The organism is Halopseudomonas nanhaiensis, assembly GCF_020025155.1.
Classification (GTDB): Bacteria; Pseudomonadota; Gammaproteobacteria; order Pseudomonadales; family Pseudomonadaceae; genus Halopseudomonas; species Halopseudomonas nanhaiensis.
The window spans coordinates 2,013,803-2,035,233 of record NZ_CP073751.1; the positions used below are offsets into that span (position 1 = coordinate 2,013,803).

19 protein-coding genes are annotated in these 21,431 nt (G+C 60.0%); 5 read left to right on the forward strand and 14 right to left on the reverse strand.

Going from position 1 to position 21,431, the window contains the following annotated elements; translation table 11 throughout:
• The gene (locus KEM63_RS09095; RefSeq protein ID WP_223650883.1) at window positions 1-1,338 is read right to left on the reverse strand and encodes a Na(+)-translocating NADH-quinone reductase subunit A; all 1,338 of its coding nucleotides are present in this window, start codon (window positions 1,336-1,338) and stop codon (window positions 1-3) included.
• Window positions 1,339-1,620: 282 nt separating this feature from the next.
• Here KEM63_RS09095 and KEM63_RS09100 point away from each other — a divergent pair, with 282 nt between their 5' ends.
• Window positions 1,621-2,181, forward strand: a complete 561-nt coding sequence (locus KEM63_RS09100; RefSeq protein WP_223650885.1) for a chalcone isomerase family protein — start codon at window positions 1,621-1,623, stop codon at window positions 2,179-2,181.
• Window positions 2,182-2,230: 49 nt separating this feature from the next.
• On the opposite strand, the gene KEM63_RS09105 is transcribed toward KEM63_RS09100, so the two are convergent.
• Complete coding sequence (locus KEM63_RS09105; RefSeq protein ID WP_223650887.1) at window positions 2,231-3,670, reverse strand: glyceraldehyde-3-phosphate dehydrogenase; 1,440 nt, start codon at window positions 3,668-3,670, stop codon at window positions 2,231-2,233.
• A gap of 149 nt (window positions 3,671-3,819) precedes the next feature.
• Between KEM63_RS09105 and mfd the strand changes: the two genes are divergently transcribed.
• Together mfd and KEM63_RS09115 are read left to right on the forward strand one after the other, a co-directional pair.
• A complete protein-coding gene (gene mfd, locus KEM63_RS09110; RefSeq protein WP_223650889.1) occupies window positions 3,820-7,302 on the forward strand; it encodes a transcription-repair coupling factor in 3,483 nt (1,160 codons plus the stop codon).
• Entirely contained in the window at window positions 7,302-7,889 is a 588-nt protein-coding gene (locus KEM63_RS09115; protein WP_223650891.1) for a CsiV family protein, read from the forward strand. The genes mfd and KEM63_RS09115 overlap by 1 nt, the downstream gene beginning before the upstream one ends.
• On the opposite strand, the gene KEM63_RS09120 is transcribed toward KEM63_RS09115, so the two are convergent.
• From KEM63_RS09120 to KEM63_RS09140, 5 genes are read right to left on the reverse strand one after another with little or no spacing between them, the layout of a single operon-like run.
• Window positions 7,886-8,629, reverse strand: a complete 744-nt coding sequence (locus KEM63_RS09120) for an S-methyl-5'-thioinosine phosphorylase (protein ID WP_223650893.1) — start codon at window positions 8,627-8,629, stop codon at window positions 7,886-7,888. The genes KEM63_RS09115 and KEM63_RS09120 overlap by 4 nt on opposite strands.
• The gene (locus KEM63_RS09125) at window positions 8,626-9,768 is read right to left on the reverse strand and encodes a mechanosensitive ion channel family protein (RefSeq protein WP_223650898.1); all 1,143 of its coding nucleotides are present in this window, start codon (window positions 9,766-9,768) and stop codon (window positions 8,626-8,628) included. The genes KEM63_RS09120 and KEM63_RS09125 overlap by 4 nt, the downstream gene beginning before the upstream one ends.
• Window positions 9,765-10,763 carry a beta-N-acetylhexosaminidase gene (nagZ, locus tag KEM63_RS09130; protein ID WP_223650900.1) on the reverse strand — a complete coding sequence of 333 codons (999 nt, stop codon included), beginning with the start codon at window positions 10,761-10,763 and terminating at the stop codon, window positions 9,765-9,767. Before nagZ ends, KEM63_RS09125 begins: the two co-directional genes overlap by 4 nt.
• Before the next feature lie 14 nt (window positions 10,764-10,777).
• Window positions 10,778-11,317: a L,D-transpeptidase gene (locus KEM63_RS09135; RefSeq protein WP_223650902.1), complete on the reverse strand. Its 540-nt coding sequence runs from the start codon at window positions 11,315-11,317 to the stop codon at window positions 10,778-10,780.
• Between the two features lie 57 nt (window positions 11,318-11,374).
• Complete coding sequence (locus tag KEM63_RS09140; protein ID WP_223650904.1) at window positions 11,375-12,055, reverse strand: TetR/AcrR family transcriptional regulator; 681 nt, start codon at window positions 12,053-12,055, stop codon at window positions 11,375-11,377.
• A gap of 187 nt (window positions 12,056-12,242) precedes the next feature.
• Between KEM63_RS09140 and lexA the strand changes: the two genes are divergently transcribed.
• Together lexA and KEM63_RS09150 are read left to right on the forward strand one after the other, a co-directional pair.
• Window positions 12,243-12,848, forward strand: coding sequence for a transcriptional repressor LexA (gene lexA, locus KEM63_RS09145; protein WP_223650905.1), 606 nt, complete (start codon window positions 12,243-12,245; stop codon window positions 12,846-12,848).
• A gap of 9 nt (window positions 12,849-12,857) precedes the next feature.
• Window positions 12,858-13,391: a SulA-like leucine-rich domain-containing protein gene (locus tag KEM63_RS09150; RefSeq protein WP_223650906.1), complete on the forward strand. Its 534-nt coding sequence runs from the start codon at window positions 12,858-12,860 to the stop codon at window positions 13,389-13,391.
• A gap of 38 nt (window positions 13,392-13,429) precedes the next feature.
• Here the strand turns inward: KEM63_RS09150 and KEM63_RS09155 are convergent, their stop codons facing one another.
• The 7 genes from KEM63_RS09155 to KEM63_RS09185 form a co-directional block, all read right to left on the reverse strand.
• Entirely contained in the window at window positions 13,430-13,663 is a 234-nt protein-coding gene (locus tag KEM63_RS09155; protein WP_223650907.1) for a hypothetical protein, read from the reverse strand.
• 62 nt (window positions 13,664-13,725) lie between these two features.
• Complete coding sequence (locus tag KEM63_RS09160) at window positions 13,726-14,238, reverse strand: DUF6586 family protein (RefSeq protein WP_223650908.1); 513 nt, start codon at window positions 14,236-14,238, stop codon at window positions 13,726-13,728.
• Window positions 14,239-14,249: 11 nt separating this feature from the next.
• On the reverse strand, window positions 14,250-16,871 hold the full coding sequence (gene topA / locus KEM63_RS09165; protein ID WP_223650909.1) for a type I DNA topoisomerase: 2,622 nt from the start codon (window positions 16,869-16,871) through the stop codon (window positions 14,250-14,252).
• Between the two features lie 101 nt (window positions 16,872-16,972).
• Window positions 16,973-17,191, reverse strand: coding sequence for a DUF1653 domain-containing protein (locus tag KEM63_RS09170; RefSeq protein ID WP_223650911.1), 219 nt, complete (start codon window positions 17,189-17,191; stop codon window positions 16,973-16,975).
• 58 nt (window positions 17,192-17,249) lie between these two features.
• A complete protein-coding gene (gene fadA / locus KEM63_RS09175; protein ID WP_223650913.1) occupies window positions 17,250-18,425 on the reverse strand; it encodes an acetyl-CoA C-acyltransferase FadA in 1,176 nt (391 codons plus the stop codon).
• Between the two features lie 29 nt (window positions 18,426-18,454).
• The gene (gene fadB, locus KEM63_RS09180; protein WP_223650914.1) at window positions 18,455-20,602 is read right to left on the reverse strand and encodes a fatty acid oxidation complex subunit alpha FadB; all 2,148 of its coding nucleotides are present in this window, start codon (window positions 20,600-20,602) and stop codon (window positions 18,455-18,457) included.
• A gap of 306 nt (window positions 20,603-20,908) precedes the next feature.
• Window positions 20,909-21,343, reverse strand: coding sequence for a hypothetical protein (locus KEM63_RS09185; protein WP_223650915.1), 435 nt, complete (start codon window positions 21,341-21,343; stop codon window positions 20,909-20,911).
• Window positions 21,344-21,431: the final 88 nt, after the last annotated feature.

Below are 21,431 nucleotides of genomic sequence, written 5' to 3' on the forward strand. Positions count from 1 at the left end.
TTAACCCTCCTTCTCGATACGGTCGAGGTTATCCCGCAGGATCGGACCGTATTCGTACTTCCCGGCGCAGACGTAGCTGCACAGGGCCAGGTCTTCTTCGTCCAGCTCCAGCGCCCCAAGTTTCTGTGCCAGTTCAGTGTCACCGACAATGAGATAGCGCAGAAGCTGAGTAGGCAGGATATCCAGCGGCATGACAGCTTCGTAGTTGCCGACCGGCACCATCGCCCGAGGGCTACCATTGGTGGTGGTGGTCAGATCGAAGCGCTTGCCCGGCGTGAACTTGGAAATGAAGATATTCATGATCGAGTGCTTGTCGGCACCCGGGCGCAGGTAGTGAATCATCTGCCGATCGGTGCCCTCGAGCAATACCGATACCTGCTGATGATAACGACCCAGATAGGCGACCGGCCCGCGGGCGTGGCGGCCGCCGAACACCGAACCGGAAATCACCCGATTGTTGCCCGCGCGCAGCTCGCCCGCAGTCAGCTCATCGAGGTTGGCACCGAGCCGGGTGCGCAGCAGACGTGGCGACTCGACCTGGGGACCGCCAAGGGCCACCACACGCTCGGTCCACAGCTTGCCGTCGGTGAACAGCTTGCCTACGGCAATCACGTCCTGATAGTTGATATGCCAGACCTGCTTGTTCTCGTTGACCGGATCAAGCATATGAATGTGCGTACCGGGCAGCCCGGCTGGATGTGGCCCGGCGAAGCTTTCCGAACGTACGCCGGCGATCTCGTCGCCCGGAACATTGGCTCCGTCGGCCTTGCACACCCAGACTTTCGCGATCCGGGCCAGCACGCGCAGACCATTCTGGAATTCGCTACGGTACTGCGCGATGACGACGACCGGATCCGCCGCGAGCGGGTTGGTATCGATAGCGGTGACGAAGATGGAGCTCGGCTTGGCGTCTACCGCCGGAACCTTGCTGAAGGGACGAGTCCGTAAAGAGGTCCAGAGACCGGATTGGATGAGCTGCTGACGGATGACGTCCTCACCAAGCTGTTCCAGGCGGGAGGCATCATGACTTTCGAAGACTACCGCGTCATCGCCCTCTACATCGATCACAACCGACTGCAGTAACCGCCTTTCGCCACGGTTGATCGCACTGACCACCCCAGCAGCTGGCGCGGTATAGACAACTCCGGGCGTTTTCTTATCACTGAACAGGATCTGGCCCAACTTGACCCGGTCCCCTTCTTGAACTTCCATGGTCGGTTTCATACCGTGGTAGTCAAAGCCGATTACGGCTACGCTGCGTACCTGACGTGCGTCGTCGATACGCTGCTCGGGTGACCCGGTGATTGGCAGATCCAAGCCCCGTTTGATTTTTATCATACGATTAGCCTAATCACTGGTTGGAATCTTAAAGGGCGGGTGCCGGGCGCTGACACGAAGTGCCCCGACGGAAACTGGCGCTGCAGCAGGTACGAAATCAGGGCAAGGCGACCACAAACCCCCATCAAAAATCCCGCTAAGTATAAAGACCATGCCTGGCCAATGCTACTCAAGCACTTGGTTTTTTCAGGTTTTTTGCACCTTCGAGCAAGACCGCTGTCAGGTTGACCGCTACCGCTTCGCAGGCCATAACTAAACCAACCGGGTTGCTCAGAGGCTGCAATGAGAGTTTCGTTTCTGTGGGTGGTACTGACACTGTGGACAGGTCACGCGCTGGCGGTAGATCCCCGGTTGATCGAGGCCAGCTTTCCACAGTATGTGCAAACGGAGGACGTGCTACTGATCAAGAGGCAGTCTGGCGTACTCAGTTACTTCTTCGTAGACGTATACAGCGCGGCACTGTTCACCCCGGAGGGGGTGTCTTCATCGGATCTGGACATCGCAGCCCACCCCTTCCGGCTGGATACCTACTACCATCGCGATATTGATCGCGATGACGCCATTGATCTGTTCTGGAAGGTTCTGCGTCGCCAGCACTCGTCTCAGGAGCTGGAACGGCTCGCGCCTGCGGTGAACGCACTGCATGAGAAAATCCCCGACATCCGCTCCGGCGATCGGTACAGCCTGACACTGCGGGCCGACACCGCCATCGTGCTCGAGCGCAACGGGGAACACCTGTTCAGCTCGGACGATGATGAGTTTGCGCACGCCTATGCCCGTCTCTGGCTCGGGGAGAAAGGCATCTCCCGAAAGCTGCGCAGACTGCTGCTCAGCGCTGAATGAGAGGCCCAGCAAAAAGGGCGCCTGAGCGCCCTTTTCGAATCGTCTGACCTCAGGCCGGGAAGGCCGGCGGGTTGACGTTTGCCATATCTTCTACGATGCGCACGACCTGGCAGCTGTAACCAAACTCGTTGTCATACCAGACATAGAGAATCACGCGGTTGTCGTTACAGATGGTCGCTTCGGCATCGACCACGCCGGCATGGCGAGAGCCGACAAAGTCACTGGAAACCACTTCCTGCGAATTGGTGAAGTCGATCTGCTTGTGCAGCTCCGAGTGCAGAGCCATGTGGCGCAGATAATCGTTGACTTCGTCGCGGTTGGCGGACGACTTCAGGTTCAGGTTCAGGATGGCCATCGACACGTTGGGCGTAGGAACGCGGATTGCATTGCCCGACAGTTTGCCGGCCAGTTCGGGCAGTGCCTTGGCAACGGCCTTGGCGGCGCCCGTCTCGGTGATAACCATGTTCAGCGCAGCACTGCGACCGCGACGATTGCCCTTGTGGAAGTTGTCGATCAGGTTCTGGTCATTGGTATAGGAATGGACCGTTTCGACGTGACCGTTCTCGATACCGTACTTGTCGTTGATCGCCTTGAGAACCGGCACGATGGCATTGGTGGTACAGGACGCAGCCGAAATGATCTTGTCTTCCGGGGTGATCGTTGCATGGTTGATACCGTGAACGATGTTTTTCAGATCACCCTTGCCCGGAGCAGTCAGAACTACCTGGGCGACGCCCGGACACTTCAGATGCTGGGACAGACCAGCTTCGTCGCGCCATACACCGGTGTTGTCCACCAGGATTGCGTCTTCGATGCCCCACTGGGTGTAATCGACGCTGGTCGGGTCACTGGCGTAGATAATCTGAATGCAGTTGCCGTTGGCTGTCAGGGTGTTGGTTTCTTCATCGATGGTGATGGTGCCCTGAAACGAACCGTGCACCGAGTCGCGGCGCAGCAGGCTGGCGCGCTTGGCCAGATCGTTCGTGGCGCCCTTGCGCACAACGATGGCGCGCAGTCGCAGGCCATCACCGGAACCCGTCTTCTCGACCAGAATACGTGCCAACAGACGACCGATGCGACCGAAGCCGTAGAGTACGACATCGCGACCCTGGCGCTTCTCGCCCTTCTTGCCGACGACGCTTGCCAGCTCGCGGCGCAGGAAGCCTTCGAGATCGTCGTTGCCTTCACCGCGGAACTTGTTGATCAGGCGGCCAAGGTCGATGGAAGCCGGGCCCAGATCCAGGTTCAGCAGCTGCTGGATGACCTTGAACGTGTCGTGAACTGACAGTTCGTTGTCATCGATCTGCCGAGCGAAACGGTGCGACTTGAGCAGACTGATCACCGACCGGTTAACCAGACCACGACCATAGATCGAGGTCACCACATTGTGTTCGCGGTACAGGCGGCCAATGAGGGGAATCATGGCTTCTGCAGTTGCTTCACGATCAGTCCAGGCTTCCAGGCACTGTTCGAAATTGGCTTGAGTCACGGCGTTTCCTTCCAGGTCTTTGTCGAATCAAGGGGCGATATTATGCTGTCAGCATGCCATCTGAAGCAATCATCCCGAAAAAGCGCTTGGCTTGAGCAGATACCGCCAGAGGAGGCTACACTAGTCGCTTTTCCGATGGACCCCAGAGCATGCCTGCCAATCAGACGACCCTACCCGTGCCTAAGTTCAATGCCAGCGGCAAATCCGCCTGGGGCAAGCTGGAGGGGGCCGCACGGGCCTTGGCGATAGCCGAGGCTGCCAGCCTGCACGCCGGACTGAGCCTGGTCGTGACGCCCGATTCAGCGATGGCCGACCAGCTCGAGCAGGAGTTGAGGTTCTTTGCGCCAAGCTTGCCGGTGCTGAATTTCCCCGACTGGGAAACCCTGCCCTACGATCGTTTCTCGCCTCATCAGGACATCATCAGCCAGCGCCTGCGGACACTCTATCATCTGCCGCAGATAGACCAGGCCATCCTGGTCGTGGCAATGACCACCCTGCTCCACCGTACTCCGCCGCGACCGTTTCTCGGTGGTGCTGTGCTCATGCTCGAGATCGGCCAGCGGCTTGACATCGACCGCATGCGCAACAATCTGGACGCAGCCGGCTACCGCTGCGTCGACACAGTGTACGAACATGGTGACTACGCTGTGCGCGGTGCTCTGCTGGATCTATTTCCGATGGGTAGCCGACTGCCCTACCGCATCGACCTGTTCGATGATGAAATCGAAACGCTGCGCACCTTCGATCCCGAAACCCAGCGCTCGGTGGACAAGGTCGAGCGAATACACCTGCTGCCGGCGCGGGAGTTTCCGCTCGACAAGTCGGCGCTGACCGGCTTCCGTGCGCGATTTCGCGAACGTTTCGAGATCGACCATCGCAAGGTACCGCTCTACCAGGACATTACGCAGGGTCTGATCCCGCCCGGCATCGAGTACTACCTGCCGCTCTTCTTCGACGAACAGGGAAGCCTGTTCGATTACCTGCCCGATAACACCATGCTGTTCAGCCTGCCGGGCATCGAGGGCAGCGCCGAGCACTTCTGGCAGGACGTGCGCAACCGCTATGAAGACCAGCGGATCGACTCCACGCGACCGCTGCTGCCGCCTGCCGAGCTGTTCCTTCCCGTCGAGGAATGCTTCGCCCGGATCAAGCCCTACCCCCGAGTGATCTGCCACGATGGCGAGCTGGAGCCAGGTGCCGGACGATTCAACTTCGACTGTGAAGCACCGCCGGAGCTACCGGTCGACAACAAACTTGAGCAGCCGCTCGAACAGCTCGAGCAGTTTCTGCAGTCATTCAGGGGCCGCGTGCTTTTTGCCGCCGAGTCGGCGGGTCGGCGCGAGGCAATGCTTGATCTGCTCGCGCGCATCGGTCTCAAGCCCGACACCTTCGACAACTGGCTCGAGTTCACCCAGTCGACCCAGGAGACCGGCATTGTCATTGCCCCGGTCGACCGCGGACTGGTGTCGAACACGCCGCGCCTGGCGCTGATTGCCGAAAGCCAGTTGTTCGGCCGCCGAGTCATGCAACGCCGTCGCCGCGGCAAGGCCACGGATCTGGGCGACGCGGTGATTCGTAACCTCACCGAGCTACGCGAAGGTGCGCCAGTGGTGCACATCGATCACGGCGTCGGACGCTATCGCGGCCTGGTCAACCTGACCGTGGAAGATCAGCAGGCAGAATTTCTGAAGCTCGAATATGCAGAGGAAGCCACGCTCTACGTGCCGGTGTCCAACCTGCATCTTATCGCGCGCTACACCGGAGCGGATGACGACAACGCGCCGCTGCATCGGCTCGGCTCGGAGCAATGGCAGAAAGCCAAGCGCAAGGCGGCCGAGCAGGTGCGCGACGTGGCGGCCGAACTATTGGACGTGTATGCCCGGCGCGCGGCGCGCACAGGGTTCAGCTTCGCGCATCCGGAGCGGGATTATCAGGCCTTTTCGGACACCTTCCCTTTCGAGGAGACAGCAGATCAGCAGGCAGCCATCGAGGCGGTGGTCAACGATATGACCGGGAGCCAGCCGATGGACCGTCTGGTCTGCGGCGACGTCGGATTCGGCAAGACCGAAGTGGCAATGCGTGCAGCTTTCCTTGCCGTGCATAGCGGAAAGCAGGTCGCGGTACTGGTGCCGACCACCCTGCTTGCCCAACAGCACTTCAACAGCTTCCGTGATCGCTTCGCCGACTGGCCGGTGAAGGTGGAGGTCATGTCTCGATTCAAGTCCGCCAAGGAGGTGAAGGCCGCTGCGGCCGAGCTGGCCGAGGGCAAGGTCGACATCATGATCGGAACGCACAAGTTGCTGCAGGATGACATCCAGTTCAAGGATCTGGGGCTGGTCATCATCGACGAGGAGCACCGCTTCGGCGTGCGTCAGAAGGAGCGGCTCAAGGCGCTGCGCAGCGAGGTCGACGTGCTCACTCTGACCGCGACGCCGATCCCGCGTACGCTGAACATGTCCATGTCCGGGATGCGCGACCTGTCGATAATCGCAACGCCACCGGCACGTCGGTTGTCGGTCAAGACCTTCGTCATGCAGCAGCAGGCACCCGTGGTCAAGGAAGCGCTGCTGCGCGAACTGCTCCGCGGCGGGCAGGTTTACTACCTGCACAACGAGGTGGAGACCATCGAGAAGTGCGCGGCCGATCTCGCTGAGCTGGTGCCCGAGGCTCGCATCGGCGTCAGCCACGGGCAGATGCCCGAGCGCGCGCTCGAGCAGGTCATGCGCGACTTCTATCACCGCCGGTTCAACGTGCTCGTCACCACCACCATCATCGAAACCGGCATCGACGTGCCCAGCGCCAATACCATCATCATCGAGCGCGCCGACAAGTTCGGCCTGGCCCAGCTGCACCAGCTCCGTGGCCGCGTTGGCCGCAGTCATCATCAGGCCTACGCCTATCTGCTGACCCCCCAGGGCAAGAAGATCACTGGCGATGCGGAAAAACGTCTGGAGGCCATCGCCATGGCTCAGGACCTCGGTGCCGGATTCACGCTCGCCACGCATGATCTGGAGATTCGCGGCGCCGGCGAGTTGCTCGGCGAAGGCCAGAGCGGACAGATTCAGGCAATCGGCTTTACGCTGTACATGGATATGCTCGAACGGGCGGTGAAAGCCATTCGCAAGGGTCAGCAGCCGTCGCTGGATCAACCGCTCGGCGGCGGTCCGGACATCAATCTGCGTCTGCCCGCGCTGATTCCGGATGACTATCTGCCCGACGTCCATGCCCGATTGATACTCTACAAGCGCATCGCCAACGCGGCCGATGAAGAGGCGTTGAAGGATCTGCAGGTCGAGATGATCGACCGCTTCGGGCTGTTGCCGCAACCGGTCAAGACGTTGTTCCGCGTCACGTCACTCAAGCTGCGCTGCGAACCGCTCGGCATCGCCAAGATCGATGTCGGACCGGAACATGGCCGGCTGGAGTTCGCCGCAGATACCCAGGTTGATCCGCTTACGCTGGTCCGGCTGATCCAGGAGCAGCCTAACCGTTACCGTCTTGAAGGTGCGACACTGTTCCGCTTCAATGCGCCCATGGGGGCCGCAGACCTGCGACTGAATACCGTCGAAGCACTCATCGACCGGCTCGAGACGGGCGCTTCGCAGACCACTCACGTTCAAGGAAAAAAATGATGAGACCCGCTTTTTTGCGTTCACTGGGCGGCTTCACCCTGCTCTGCCTGAGCCTGCTGCCTAGTGTCGTCCAGGCGCAGTCCACGGAGAATGTCATCGTCGAAGTGGCGCTCTTCAGTCAGCCGTCGGCACGCCTGCTGCCTGCCGAATCTGCCGACCTGGACTGGGCAGACAGTGCAATCGTGCTGAGTGAGACGGCTAATAGCCAGGTGCGCTCAATCGATGTCACTCGGCGCCAACTGGGTGATGAAATGGATCGATTGGCTCGCCAGGGTTATCGCCTGCACCTGCACACAGCCTGGACGCAACCGCTCGGACTGGGTAATCCGATTGCCGTGAGCGACGATGATGCCACCTCCTCCCCGGACGCCGGGGTGGACCCCTTGCCGCGCGTGCAAGGGCTGGTTTCAGTCAAGCAGAACCAGGGCCTGGAAGCGGACGTGTCATTCTGGCTGAATCAGGGAACAGCCGACGGCAGGCTGGTCACCGAGAAGCTGCGCCAGACCCGCAGGTTGCGTCTCGATGAAACGCATTACCTTGATCATCCCAGCCTGGGCGTCCTGATACGTGTGTGGCGTGCGGACTAGACTTCGGCAACGAACGTTCTGAGCACCGACCGGATCTGTTCCATTCCGCTGCTCAGCACGGCTTCGATGTCTGCCATGGTGATCGCGCCTTCGGCTTTCCCTGCAGCCGGATTGACTACCAGCGCCAGACAGACGTAGGGCAAACCCAGCTCCCGGGCGAGCGCTGCTTCGGGCATCGCAGTCATGCCGACGATGTCGCAGCCGTCTGCCTCCATGCGTCTGATCTCGGCCGTTGTTTCGAGACGCGGCCCCTGCGTGACGCCATAGGTGCCGTGGGCGCTATGGTCTATGGACAATCGTTCGAGTACGCCGACCAGCGTCTGGCGAAGCGATTCGTCATAGGGCTGCCCGAAGTCGATATGCGTAACGAAATCGAGATCGGTTTCGAAGAAGGTCGAATCACGCCCCCAGGTGTAATCCACGATCTGGTCCGGCACGCACAAATGACCGGTACCCATAGCCGGATGAATGCCGCCTACCGCATTGACCGATAGAACGACGTCAGCGCCGGCCTCCTTCAATGCCCACAGATTCGCCCGATAATTCACCTTGTGGGGCGGAATTCGGTGCGGATCGCCGTGCCGGGCCAGAAACAGCACCTCTCGTCCGGAGAGTAGCCCCTTGCGCACTGTCGAGGAGGGCTCGCCGAACGGGTTGTTCAGGCACACTTCATCGGTCAAGCGGAGGTCGTCCAGCCGGCTCAGGCCCGTACCGCCAATGATCGCTACGCGTCTGTTCATGCCAGCTCCCCCCGCTGGGCGGGGCTCCCGCCAAACCCGTCCCTCGCGCTATCGACGCGTACCGGGTCCGGTACATGCAGCGTCGAGGTCGGGAACGCTATCTCGGCACCCTGCTCGTCAACGATCGCCAGGATCTTCAGCAATACGTCCTCCTTGATCCGGTGGTACTCCGCCCAGACGGTGGTCACGGTGAAGCAGTAGACGAAGAAATCCACGGATGACGGCGCGCAGCGGTCGAAATAGACCATCTGCGTCTGGTCCTGTGCGATATCGGCATGTTCGGCGACCATCGCTCGCACGGCTTCGAGTATCGGTTGCATGCGCTGTATGTCGTCATAGCGGATGCCAATGTGCTCATAGATGCGCCTGTGCGTCATCCGCGAGGGGTTCTGCACGACGATGTTGTTGAAGATGGAGTTCGGCACGTAGAGCGGCCGCTTGTCGAACGTACGTATGCGGGTCAATCGCCAGCCGATGTGCTCGACTGTCCCTTCTATGTCCTTGTCGGGTGAGCGCACCCACTCGCCTACGGCAAAGGGACGATCGAGGTAGATCATCAACCCGCCGAAGAAATTCGCCAACAGATCCTTTGCCGCGAAGCCGACCGCAATGCCCCCAATACCGCCGAACGCCAGCACGCCCGATACGCTGTAGCCCAATGCCTGCAGTACCACCAGACCCGCCGTAAGGATGACCGAGATTCGCAGCAACTTGCCTATCGCGCTGACCGTCGTTTCATCGAGCGGCTTGGTACGATAGTTCGGATCTACCAGGCGTTCTTCGACCTGCAGCATAAGACGAAGAAGGAACCAGGCGAGCAGCACGATCAACAGGATCTGCTGCATCGAATCCAGAACGCCAGCGACATCCTCGTCCATCTGCGCGGCGGTAATCTGCCCCGCCCATAGCAGACCCATCGTCCAGATCAACACCCAGAGCGGGCGTCTTGCCGCCAGCACCAGCGCATCGTCCCAGATTGAGCGGCTGCTAAGGGCGCGCCGCTCGACACGGTCCAGTATCAGCTTCCCCACATATGCCAGCACAAGGGAAGCGAAGATAATGGCAAACACCTGGTACATCCAGGCGTCCCCCACGAGCTGCAGGGCGTCGGTGGGTAGTGCTTCGATCAAGTCGTTCATGCCAGGCTTTCGATCAGTCCGTTGTGCTTGAGCAAGGTCATGGCGCGCGACCACTGGGGATCGTGCTTGTAGTCAATTCCAGGACTACGACGGGCCAGCATCCTGGGCAGGCGCGCTCCAGGCTGTATGCCGATCCGCTGGGCATGCGCGAGCGCTTGCTCGGCCGCACCACGATCATTGCAAACCAGCAACATGTCACAGCCGGAGCGCACTGCAGCGTCAACCCGCTCGGACATGCCGCCTACCGCATGCGCGCCCGCCATGGTGAGATCATCGCTGAAGATGACCCCGTCAAAGCCGAGCTCCTCGCGAAGAATCCGTTGCAGCCAGGCAATCGAGAATCCAGCGGGGAGGCTATCGATTGCGGGGTAGATCACATGCGCCGGCATGATCCCGTCAAGCACGCTGGCAAGTGCGGCGAAAGGCTTCAGATCGCTGGCGCGAATCGCTTCTTCCGAGCGATCATCCACCGGGAGCGCTACGTGCGAATCCGCCTCGGCCCAGCCGTGCCCGGGAAAATGCTTGCCGGTTGCGGCCATGCCCGCCCTGTGCAGGCCGGCGATATACGCCCTGCCCAGCCGAATGAGCTCGTCGGCATCCCCGCTCAGCGAGCGATTGCCGATCACCTCGCTGCGACCGTAATCCAGATCGAGCACGGGTGCGAAGCTGATATCGATACCACAAGCCAGCATTTCCGTCGCCATCAGCCAGGCGGCTGCTTCGGCCACCTCCTCGGCGTTGTCTGGCGCCTCGGAGCAGATACGACCCAAGGCCGGCAACCGGACGACATCGCGACGCAACCGCTGCACCCGGCCACCCTCCTGATCGATGGCAATGAGCATGTCCGGCCGCTCGGAGCGAATCGCTCGCACCAGCTCGCGCACTTGTGCAGGAGACTCGGTATTGCGTGCAAACAGAATCATACCGCCTACCTGCGGTTGGCGAAGCAGATGGCGGTCTTCCGGCGTTAGCCAGGTACCAGCCACGTCAAGCATCAGGGATCCCTGAATCAAGGTTGTGTCTCCGAGGTAAATTCGATCAGACGGTCCACCGGATCGGTCGGCGTCTCGTCTATATAAACCGGGCAGCCCGCAGGGGTCTGCTCGAACAGCGCGAGCATGTCGTCGTTGCGCAGCCGGATGCAGCCGTGAGATAGCGGCTGCCCCATGGGTTGGTCGTCACCGGTTCCATGCAGATAGATGAAGCGACGCTGGGAATCCACGGCGCCGCCGCGGTTGAAACCGACCTGCTCGCCACAGAGCCAGAGGATGCGTGTGAGAATCCAGTCGCGACGCGGATGCAGCCGTACCAGATCCTCGCTCCAGACCTCACCGGTGGGACGACGCCCGATGAACACCGAACGCACCGGCAGACCTTCGCCAATCCGGGCACGGACCCGGTGAAGCCCGCGAGGCGTGCAGCCACTCCCCTCGTGCTCACCGACGCCGTTGACAGCGGTGGACACGTCCACAACGCAAGCTGCCTCGCCATTGGCGAAGCCCGTCAGGCGTTGGTGGGGGATCGAAATGTGGATCCAGTCGAGTCGCATGCACGTCTCCGGTGAAAGTGCACACGATAACGGATCAGGCCTCCGCAGTTAAGTGCGTCAGGCGGTTTCTGCCACGCCCGTTTCAGCGGCCGCGATCGTATGCAGACCACCTTCGGCGCGCATGCCCGCCGCCAGAAACGGCACCATCAGGCGCAGCACTTCATCGACCCCGTTGTGCGTGCCGAATTCTGACTCGGCGATGGCCCGTAGCGCCTTCATGCTGGACATCGTGAACGCCGCGCTGCCGAGCATGAAATGAACGCGCCAGAAAAGCTCGCTGGGAGGAATCGCCGGCGCTGCCTTCAACAGCAGGTTCATGTAACGCTGGAAAACCCGGCCATACACTTCGCCGAGATACTTGCGAAGATGCCCCTGGCTCTGGCTGAAAGCCAGACCCAGCAACCGCATGAAGATCGACAGGTCATTGCCACTGCGAGGTTTGACCTGCAGCGCCTGACGAACGAGCATCTCGAGCAGTTCCTCGATATCGGGCTCGGTCGATCCGGCCGCCTGCTGGCGGTCAAGCTCTGCCTCCAGACTGTTGACGAAGGGGTTGAGGAAGCGCACGAAGACCGCCTGAATGAGCGCTTTCTTCGAGCCGAAGTGATAGTTGACCGCAGCCAGATTCACCCCCGCCTTGCTGGTGATGAGTCGCAGGGACGTTTCAGCGAAGCCTTTCTCGGCAAACAGTTGTTCGGCAGCGTCGAGAATGCGCTCGACAGTATCTGACTGGGCCATAAAAAGCCTTCCTGAGCAAAACGGATGTTTGAAACATACGTTTCAAACGACTTCCCGTCAACCTGCCCTCGTTTGCAGTTGCTCTCCAGTGTCGACGACGAACGCAGCGAAGCCGTCACAAGCACTTGCCGAGTGGTCTGAACTGTATATAATCACAGCTACTGTATAAACAGACAGGTACGCTTCCATGCAGAAACTGACGGCGCGGCAACAACAGATCCTGGCCTTCATCAAGGAGTACATGGACAGCAACGGCTATCCGCCTACGCGAGTGGATATTGCCAAGGAACTCGGCTTCAAGTCACCCAATGCCGCCGAAGATCACCTTCGGGCGCTGGCGCGCAAGGGTGCGATAGAGATGATACCCGGCGCCTCGCGCGGTATTCGTCTGCCCGAGACCGAAGCGGCCAACGACGACCAGCTTCCGATCATCGGACAGGTCGCTGCGGGCGCGCCGATCCTTGCGCTGGAAAACATCGAAGACCATTGCCGGCTCAATCCGGAATTCTTCAGACCCAAGGCGGACTACCTGCTTCGGGTCAAGGGAATGAGCATGAAGGATATCGGCATCCTCGATGGCGACCTGCTCGCGGTACATCGCACCAGCGAGGCGCGAAACGGACAGATCATCGTGGCGCGCATCGGCGACGAAGTGACGGTCAAGCGCTTTCACAAACAGGGCCGAAAGGTTTCGCTGATTGCCGAGAACCCGGACTTCGCCCCCATTGAAATCGACCTGTCGGAACAGGAACTCATCATCGAAGGTTTGAGCGTCGGCGTCATTCGCCGCTAGGAGCACAACATGCAGTATGCTCGTAATTCGCAGACACTGGATCAGTTGAGCCTGTTTCAGAACGCCTGGATGGCTTCACGGGCGCGCATGGCGCCATCGGTAATCTCCGCTGAAAGAACGTCAGCGCCGGCGCGTCGGGTAAGCAGGGAATGTACCGCTGTCGCATTACATGAAAGCGGCTACAGCGAGATGGCACTGAATGGTCCGCCACGTCAGTGCCTGCAGTGGTTGGCACCCGTACTGCGTGAACTGAGTCATTCCTCGGCCACGGGCTGGCTTACGCTGATCGACCCACCTTCCGAAGTGAGCCTCCATTGGCTCCGGTCTGCAGGCCTCGATTCCGGACGCATTCTGATCATTCGCAGCCGTCAGGGCATGGATGCCCTGTCTCTATGCTGCAAGGTACTCAGTGGAGGGAAAAGTCACACCGTGGTGAGCTGGCTGGCCAGCGACGCTCGTGCGTCCGCAATGTTGACCCGGGCCGCAGCTGCTGGCAACTGCAGCAGCCTCAATGTTCGGTTGGATTCCAGCTGCGCTGCCTGACCAGGCCCAGGCAGCCCGAAGGGCTGCCTGGGATGCATTCAATGTAGTACGCGATCTTCCGGGACGAAGTCGTCGTCTTCCACGACCTGTCCGGCCAGTTGCATACCGGCGCTGATCATCGCCTTGGCCACATCAATGTGATGGCCGTTCAGAAAGTCCTTGGCATCTGCCGAGAACTCGATGACGACCAACGGCTCCCCGTCGTCATCGGAACGTCGCAGGACGACCTTGCCATTGGCGAGCTCAACGATCTCGAGAAAGGGTGAAGGCATATCGGTTCCTCTGTGTAGCAAGGCAGCAGTTTACCACAGAGTCCCCGCCTACCGGAGCGCAGCTACCACTCGACCATGCCTTCCCGATAGCGGTTCACGCGTTCCGCGAGGGCCGCCAGCGCCTCTTCCGCGTCACTCAAAGACCACTCTCTGGCATTCGTCAGCGCGTTGCTGGCGAGGATCAGATTGTCTGCTTCAGGCTTGCTGTCCTGCGGTACCGGCGGAGCCTGTAGCTGCTGCCAGCCGCTGAGCAGCCGACTCAGCCAATTGTCCTGGGCCGTGGCCAGTTCGCTCAGCTCCGCCAGCTCAGGGCCCGGAAAGCGAACGGCAGCGTCACCCTGCAACACCGCTTCGACACTGCGTGCGTCCATCAGTGGCCACCGGTAGCGATCGGCGACTTCATGAATCACCCCCAGCACGCCGCGATACAGATGAAGCAATGCGTGTTCGCGATGATAAGCACTCTGGGTAACGCTATCCAGCGCGCCGGACTGGCTGACTTCACGCCAGGAAGCCACTGCCTTCCTGGCGAAGTACAGCGCCTGATTGGTACGGGTATAGACTTCGTTTGCCATGCAGACCTCGCCTACTTCTTGCTTTTGCTCCGAGCGTCGTCGACGTTCCAGCGCTTGCCGTCGTGAAAGGCACGCCAACCAGTCGGCTTGCCTTCGAGCTCGCTCTGGACATATTGCTCCTTAGTCTTGCGACTGTAACGCACAACCGTCGGATTCTTGTCCGGGTCCTGCGTCGGGGCATCCAGCAGAAAGTGGTACTTCGGGTCGATCTCGTCGCGATGGGGCAATAGTTCACGCACCAGCGGAGCACGCGTTTCCCGGTTTTTCGGGAACTGGCTCGCCGCAAGGAACAGGCCGGACGCGCCGTCGCGGAGGACGTACACATCGTCGACCTTGTCGCAACGCAGCTCCGGCATCTTCACCGGATCCATCTTCGGCGGCGCAGCCTCCCCGTTCTTCAACAGCTTGCGGGTGTTCTTGCATTCGCCGTTGGTGCAGCCAAAGTACTTGCCAAAGCGGCCGGTCTTAAGCTGCATTTCGCTGCCGCACTTGTCGCACTCGATCACCGGGCCGTCGTAGCCCTTGATCTTGAACTGGCCCTGTTCAATTTCGAAGCCTGCGCAGTCAGGGTTGTTGCCGCAGACATGCAGCTTGCGATGCTCATCGACAAGGTAGCTGTCCATCGCAGTGCCGCACAGCTTGCAGCGGTGTTTGGCGCGCAGAACGCGAGACTCACCCTCTTCGTCGTCCGCAGCCACCTCGTTGCCTGGCACCAGGTTGATGGTCTCCTTGCAGCGCTCTTTCGGCGGTAGCGCATAACCGGAGCAACCAAGGAATACACCAGTGGACGCAGTGCGAATCATCATCGGCCGACCACATACCTGGCAGGCGATGTCGGTCAGCGTGGGTACGTTGGCGCGCATACCGCGCTCGCCGTCGGCAGCCTCGGCGTTAGCGAGCTTCCTGCTGAAGTCGGCGTAGAAATCGTCGAGCACCTTCTTCCAGATCACCTCGCCCTGCGCCACGTCGTCAAGCGACTCTTCCATGCGCGCCGTGAAGCTGTAGTCCATCAGGTTGGGGAAGCTTTCGCTGAGCCGGTCCGTGACGATGTCGCCCATCTTCTCCGCGTAGAAACGACGGTTGTTGAGCTCGACATAGCCGCGGTCCTGGATGGTCGAGATGATCGACGCGTAGGTGGACGGACGGCCAATGCCGCGCTTTTCCAGCTCCTTGACCAGACTTGCCTCGGAATAGCGTGCCGGGGGCTTGGTAAAGTGTTGCTTGGGCTCCAGCGTATTGAGCTTCAGCGCATCTGCAACGTTCACCTCGGGCAGCACTTCGTCTTCGCCACCCTTGCCCTGTGGCGGCAGCACACGGGTATAGCCATCGAACTGCAGAATGCGACCCTTCACACGCAATTCAAAGGCACCGGCTTCGGCGGTGATACTGGTGGACAGGTATTTGGCAGGCGGCATCTGGCAGGCAACGAACTGCCGCCAGATCAACTCGTACAGCCTTTCGGCGTCACGTTCCATGCCCTTGAGATCAGTGGACTTGAGCTTCACATCGGACGGACGGATCGCCTCGTGCGCTTCCTGAGCACCTTCCTTGCTGCTGTAGGAGTTCGGCTTCTCGGGCAAGTATTTGTCGCCGAACGCCTTCTTTATATAGCTGCGCGCCATGTCGACGGCATCGGCCGACAGATTGGTCGAGTCGGTACGCATATAGGTGATGTAACCCGCCTCGTACAACCGCTGGGCCATCATCATGGTTTTCTTGACAGAAAAGCCCAGTCGAGTACTCGCCGCCTGCTGCAAGGTCGAGGTAATGAAAGGCGCGTTCGGGCGTGTACTGGTGGGCTTGTCTTCCCGCTTGGTGACGGTGTAGCTCGCGTTTTCGAGCTTGGCCAGCGCGGCATCTGCCTGCGCCTTGTTCAGCGGCCGGAAAGCCTCGCCTGATTCCTTCACCACCTCGAAGCGCGCCGTCTCGCCCTTTGGGGTATTCAGCAGCGCATGTACTTCCCAGAACTCTTCCGGAATGAACGCACGAATCTCGCGCTCACGATCGACGATCAGCTTGACCGCCACCGACTGGACGCGACCGGCCGACAGACCCCGGGCGATCTTTTGCCAGAGCAGTGGTGAGACCATGTAGCCCACAACCCGGTCGAGGAACCGACGCGCCTGCTGGGCGTTGACACGGTTGATGTCGAGCTCGCCAGGCTTGGAGAAAGCTTCCTGGATAGCCTTTTTGGTGATCTCGTTGAACACCACGCGCTTGTAGCGGCTTTCGTCGCCACCGATCGACTCGCGCAGATGCCAGGCAATGGCTTCTCCCTCGCGGTCCAAATCCGTGGCGAGATAGACGGTATCGGCGTCCTTGGCCAGGCGCCGCAGCTCATCAATGACCTTTTCCTTGCCCGGCAGGATTTCGTAATGGGCTTTCCATCCGTTTTCCGGATCGACACCCATCCGCTTGACCAGCTGCATGCGCGCCTTGGTCTGTTTGTCCATTTCCGGAGCCGAGGCGGCCTTGCGCCCACCCTTGGGTTTGGTGTCCGATTTGCCGCTGCCACTTGTTGGCAGGTCGCGGATATGCCCGATACTCGACTTTACGACGAAATCGTTACCCAGGTACTTGTTGATCGTCTTGGCCTTGGCCGGCGATTCCACAATGACCAGTGCTTTTCCCATGAGTAGATGTATTCCTAGCTCTATCGAATCCGGTCGCCCGTGAGGGCTGATAATGGCCGGCGCTGCACCTTGAAGTGACAAGCAGCCCGGAGCGCCAGAGCCTACACGTCTTCGCCGACAAAGGTAAAGCGTGGATATGCTTCGCCGTCGATGGTGACCTGCTCTGTGAACATGGAAAGCGGACGCACCCAAAGGTCGTACTCCCCGTACAGCGTACGGTAGACCACCAGTTGCTCCTCGGTCTCGGAGTGTCGCGCAACGCCGACCACCTGATAATCCTTTCCTTTATAGTGGCGATAGCGCCCTGGACGAACTTCCATAAAAACTCCTCAATAAAAAACCGGGGCACTTGGCCCCGGTTTTTTCGGCTCGACGCGCTTAGACGCGTTCGAATACGGTGGTGATACCCTGGCCGAGACCGATACACATGGTCGCGATACCAATGGTGCCACCCTGCTCTTCCATGACGTTCAGCAAGCTGCCGCAGATGCGTGCGCCGGAGCAACCGAAGGGGTGACCCAGAGCAATTGCACCGCCATGCAGGTTGACCTTCTCTTCCATCTTGTCGAGCACCTTCAGATCCTTCAACACCGGCAACGCCTGTGCAGCGAAGGCTTCGTTGAGTTCGACATAGTCCACATCAGCCATCGTCATGCCGGCACGCTTGAGCGCCTTCTGAGTAGACGGTACAGGGCCATAGCCCATGATCGCCGGATCGACACCTGCAACCGCCATCGAACGGATCACACCCTTGATTTCCAGACCCAGGGCCTGAGCGCGCTCGGCAGACATCACGATCATGCACGAGGCGCCATCAGTGATCTGTGAGGAAGTACCGGCAGTGACCGTGCCACCCTTGGGATTGAATGCCGGACGCAGCTGCGACAGGCTTTCGACCGTGGTTTCCGGGCGGATGGTCTCGTCGAAGTCGAAGACCTTCAGGAAGCCATTTTCGTCATGGCCTTCCATCGGGATCAGCTCGTTCTTGAACTTGCCCTCGACGGTTGCCTGGTGGGCCAGACGGTGCGAACGGGCACCGAACTCGTCCTGGGCTTCGCGGCTGATGCCGTGCATCTTGCCGAGCATCTCAGCGGTCAGGCCCATCATGCCGGACGCCTTCGCAGCGTACAGCGACAGCGCCGGGTTCGGATCCACGCCATGCATCATGCCCACGTGACCCATGTGCTCCACACCGCCGATGACAAACACGTCACCGTTACCGGTCTGGATCGCCTGAGCGGCAGTGTGCAATGCGCTCATCGACGAGCCGCACAGGCGGCTGACGGTCTGCGCGGAGCTGGTGTGAGGGATGCGGGTCATCAGCGATGCCATCCGCGCGATGTTCCAGCCCTGCTCGAGGGTCTGGTTAACGCAACCCCAGATCACATCTTCGACTTCTGCCGGGTCAATTTTCGGATTGCGTGCAAGCAGTCCGTCGATCAGGTTGGCTGACATGGTTTCAGCACGGAAATTACGGTACATGCCGCCCTTGGAACGACCCATCGGGGTGCGGCCGTAATCGACAATGACGACGTCTCTTGGATTCAGGCTCATAGATTACTCTCGCTCTGTGCGCTGGGCGGTTAGCCGAAGAATTTCTGACCGTTCTTCGCCATCTCACGCAACTTTTCCGTCGGGTGATACATGGCGCCGAATTCGGCGTACTTGTCGGCAATGGCTACAAATTCGGCCACTCCGATGGTGTCGATGTAACGCAGTGCGCCACCGCGGAAAGGAGGGAATCCGATACCGTAGATGAGGCCCATGTCCGCGTCGGCAGCTGCTTCGACAATGCCGTCTTCCAGGCAGCGAACGGTTTCCAGACACAGCGGAACCATCATGATTTCGACGATTTCCTCGTCGGTGAAATCGCGCTGCTCCTGAACGATGGGCTTGAGCAGTTCGTAGGCTTCAGGATCCACCTGCTTCTTCGGCTTGCCCTTCTTGTCCATCTCGTAGGAGTAGAAGCCCTTGCCGGTCTTCTGACCGAGGCGACCCGCGTCATACATGACATCGACCGCTGTACGGGTCTTGTCTGCCATGCGGTCAGGATACCCTTCAGCCATCACGTCACGACCGTGGTGGCCGGTGTCCATGCCAACGACGTCCATCAGATAGGCGGGACCCATGGGCCAACCGAATTTTTCCATCAGCTTGTCAACGCGCTGGAAGTCTGCACCCATGCCGATCAGGCGAGCGAAGCCGCCGAAGTACGGGAACAGCACGCGGTTGACCAGGAAGCCAGGGCAGTCGTTGACGACGATCGGCGTCTTGCCCATCTTCTTGGCATAGGCCACCGTTGTGGCAACCGCTTTCTCGCTGGACTTCTCACCGCGAATGACTTCGACCAACGGCATCATGTGTACCGGGTTGAAGAAATGCATCCCGCAGAAGTTTTCCGGACGCTTGAGCGCCTGGGCCAGGTAGGTGATGGAAATGGTGGAGGTGTTCGATGCGATGATCGCATCGTCCTTCACGTGGCCTTCCACTTCCGCCAGTACAGCGTGCTTGACCTTGGGATTCTCGACAACCGCTTCGACCACGATGTCGACGTCCTTGAAGTCGCCATACGACATGGTCGGGCGAATCGCGTTGAGCGCCTTGGCCATCTGATCGGGCTTCATGCGGCCCTTCTCGACGCGCTTGCCGAGCAGCTTGGAGGCTTCATCGAGACCCAGCTGGATGCCTTCCTCGCGAATATCCTTCATCAGGATCGGCGTGCCCTTGACGGCGGACTGATAGGCGATCCCGCCGCCCATGATGCCGGCGCCCAGCACTGCAGCCAGCTTGACGTCCGCTGCCTGCTTGTCGTACTTCTTGGCCTTGTGCTTGAGCGCCTGATCGTTCAGGAACAGCCCGACGAGGCTGGCTGCAACCGATGTCTTGGCCAGCTTGGCGAAACCGGCTGCTTCGATTTCCAGCGCCTTGTCGCGGCCATGGTTGGCGGCCTTCTGGATGGTCTTAATCGCCTCGACCGGGGCCGGGTAGTTCGGGCCGGCCTGACCTGCAACGAAGCCCTTGGCGGTTTCGAATGCCATCATCTGCTCGATGGTATTGAGCTTGACCTTTTCCAGCTTGGGCTGACGCTTGGCCTTGAAGTCCAGCTCGCCGGCTGCGGCACGCTTGGCCAGATCGATAGCGCCTTCCTTGAGCTTGGCGTCTGCGACTACGGCATCAACGGCACGCATGCTCAGCGCCTTGTCAGCACGCTGCTCGGAGCCGCCACAGATCCACTCGATGGCGTTGTCCACGCCCATGATCCGGGTGGCACGTACGGTACCGCCGAAACCGGGGTAGATACCCAGCTTGACTTCCGGAAGACCGACCTTGGCGCTCTGCGCCATGATCCGGTAGTCACAGGCCAGACACATTTCGAAGCCGCCGCCCAGCGCCATACCATTGATCGCTGCGACAGTAGGAACGTTGAGGTCTTCAAAAGCGTTGAAAATCTTGTTCGCTTCCAGGTTGCCTGCCACCAGATCTTCTTCCGGCAGCTGGAACGTGTTGACGAACTCGGTGATGTCGGCGCCGACGATGAACACGTCCTTGCCGCTGGTCACGATTACGCCGCGCACGCTCGTATCGTTCTGGATGGCTTCAACCGCAGACTGCAGCTCGGCCAGAGTGGCCCGGTTGAACTTGTTGACAGACTCGCCCTGCAGGTCGAACTTGAGTTCGACGATGCCGTCTTCCAGGGCTTGAACCGTGATGGCTTTACCTTCGTAAATCATCAACTGATCTCCACGCTATAAAAGCACATGAGAAACACCAACCGGCCAAGCAAATCCATCTGGGCTGCTCAGCCAACCGGTGTCATGAACGTTCCCGATGCGATAAATCCCCGCGTGATCAGCGAGAAATTCATACGCTTGTTTGATTCGGGTGGGCACACCTTCGGGGAAAACCCCCGGCTTGTCAATCAGGATCGGGCTTGCGACGAGCACAAGAAACTCACAACCCTCGTAGCGATCCCTTATTTATCAGCTATATAGATTGCAATGTTGAGGAGGTTTCTCTGAAGGAGCCGCGGCTGGTGTTTATAAGACCGGAGGCTGTGCAAGAGGTTCGAGGGCGCGATGCAGCGCCTCCAACGTGGCAAGATCCGATGGCTCGTTCCAGTGAATGACGAGCGTAAAGCCATGCCTGTCCAGGCCCACCACTGCCTCCGGCAAGGAAACCAACACCGTCATGATCCGACCCTGAACGGATCCTCCGCCGGAGATCTGCCACACTCCATCCACCCGCCGCGCAGTAAACTCATCGTCCAGCGGACAGCGCGGCAGCGCGCGGCGGTACCCTATGCAACCCCGAAGCCTCGGATCATGCTTCGACGCCTGGGCGTCTATCACATAACCAAGCTCGCGCGCCCGATCCCGCAGGCGGTGCAGGTGCAGCTGCCGACCCCGCGGCATCATCTTGTGAAGGGTGGAAACAAGGATGGCGCCCACCAGCACCACGATAATCCAGGTCATCCTGGAGCGCCCGCATGTCGCAGCCTGAAACAAACATGAGCAACAGTATGGACTGGTACTGAAACGCTGTTAGTATCGGCGGAAAAGC

What these genes read in the sequence shown, in the direction of transcription:
- KEM63_RS09095 (WP_223650883.1), bottom strand. Translation starts at nt 1,338, where the DNA reads ATGATAAAAATCAAACGGGGCTTGGATCTGCCAATCACCGGGTCACCC.
- KEM63_RS09100 (WP_223650885.1), top strand. Translation starts at nt 1,621, where the DNA reads ATGAGAGTTTCGTTTCTGTGGGTGGTACTGACACTGTGGACAGGTCAC.
- mfd (WP_223650889.1), top strand. Translation starts at nt 3,820, where the DNA reads ATGCCTGCCAATCAGACGACCCTACCCGTGCCTAAGTTCAATGCCAGC.
- KEM63_RS09115 (WP_223650891.1), top strand. Translation starts at nt 7,302, where the DNA reads ATGAGACCCGCTTTTTTGCGTTCACTGGGCGGCTTCACCCTGCTCTGC.
- KEM63_RS09120 (WP_223650893.1), bottom strand. Translation starts at nt 8,629, where the DNA reads ATGAACAGACGCGTAGCGATCATTGGCGGTACGGGCCTGAGCCGGCTG.
- KEM63_RS09125 (WP_223650898.1), bottom strand. Translation starts at nt 9,768, where the DNA reads ATGAACGACTTGATCGAAGCACTACCCACCGACGCCCTGCAGCTCGTG.
- nagZ (WP_223650900.1), bottom strand. Translation starts at nt 10,763, where the DNA reads ATGCTTGACGTGGCTGGTACCTGGCTAACGCCGGAAGACCGCCATCTG.
- KEM63_RS09135 (WP_223650902.1), bottom strand. Translation starts at nt 11,317, where the DNA reads ATGCGACTCGACTGGATCCACATTTCGATCCCCCACCAACGCCTGACG.
- KEM63_RS09140 (WP_223650904.1), bottom strand. Translation starts at nt 12,055, where the DNA reads ATGGCCCAGTCAGATACTGTCGAGCGCATTCTCGACGCTGCCGAACAA.
- lexA (WP_223650905.1), top strand. Translation starts at nt 12,243, where the DNA reads ATGCAGAAACTGACGGCGCGGCAACAACAGATCCTGGCCTTCATCAAG.
- KEM63_RS09150 (WP_223650906.1), top strand. Translation starts at nt 12,858, where the DNA reads ATGCAGTATGCTCGTAATTCGCAGACACTGGATCAGTTGAGCCTGTTT.
- KEM63_RS09155 (WP_223650907.1), bottom strand. Translation starts at nt 13,663, where the DNA reads ATGCCTTCACCCTTTCTCGAGATCGTTGAGCTCGCCAATGGCAAGGTC.
- KEM63_RS09160 (WP_223650908.1), bottom strand. Translation starts at nt 14,238, where the DNA reads ATGGCAAACGAAGTCTATACCCGTACCAATCAGGCGCTGTACTTCGCC.
- topA (WP_223650909.1), bottom strand. Translation starts at nt 16,871, where the DNA reads ATGGGAAAAGCACTGGTCATTGTGGAATCGCCGGCCAAGGCCAAGACG.
- KEM63_RS09170 (WP_223650911.1), bottom strand. Translation starts at nt 17,191, where the DNA reads ATGGAAGTTCGTCCAGGGCGCTATCGCCACTATAAAGGAAAGGATTAT.
- fadA (WP_223650913.1), bottom strand. Translation starts at nt 18,425, where the DNA reads ATGAGCCTGAATCCAAGAGACGTCGTCATTGTCGATTACGGCCGCACC.
- fadB (WP_223650914.1), bottom strand. Translation starts at nt 20,602, where the DNA reads ATGATTTACGAAGGTAAAGCCATCACGGTTCAAGCCCTGGAAGACGGC.
- KEM63_RS09185 (WP_223650915.1), bottom strand. Translation starts at nt 21,343, where the DNA reads ATGACCTGGATTATCGTGGTGCTGGTGGGCGCCATCCTTGTTTCCACC.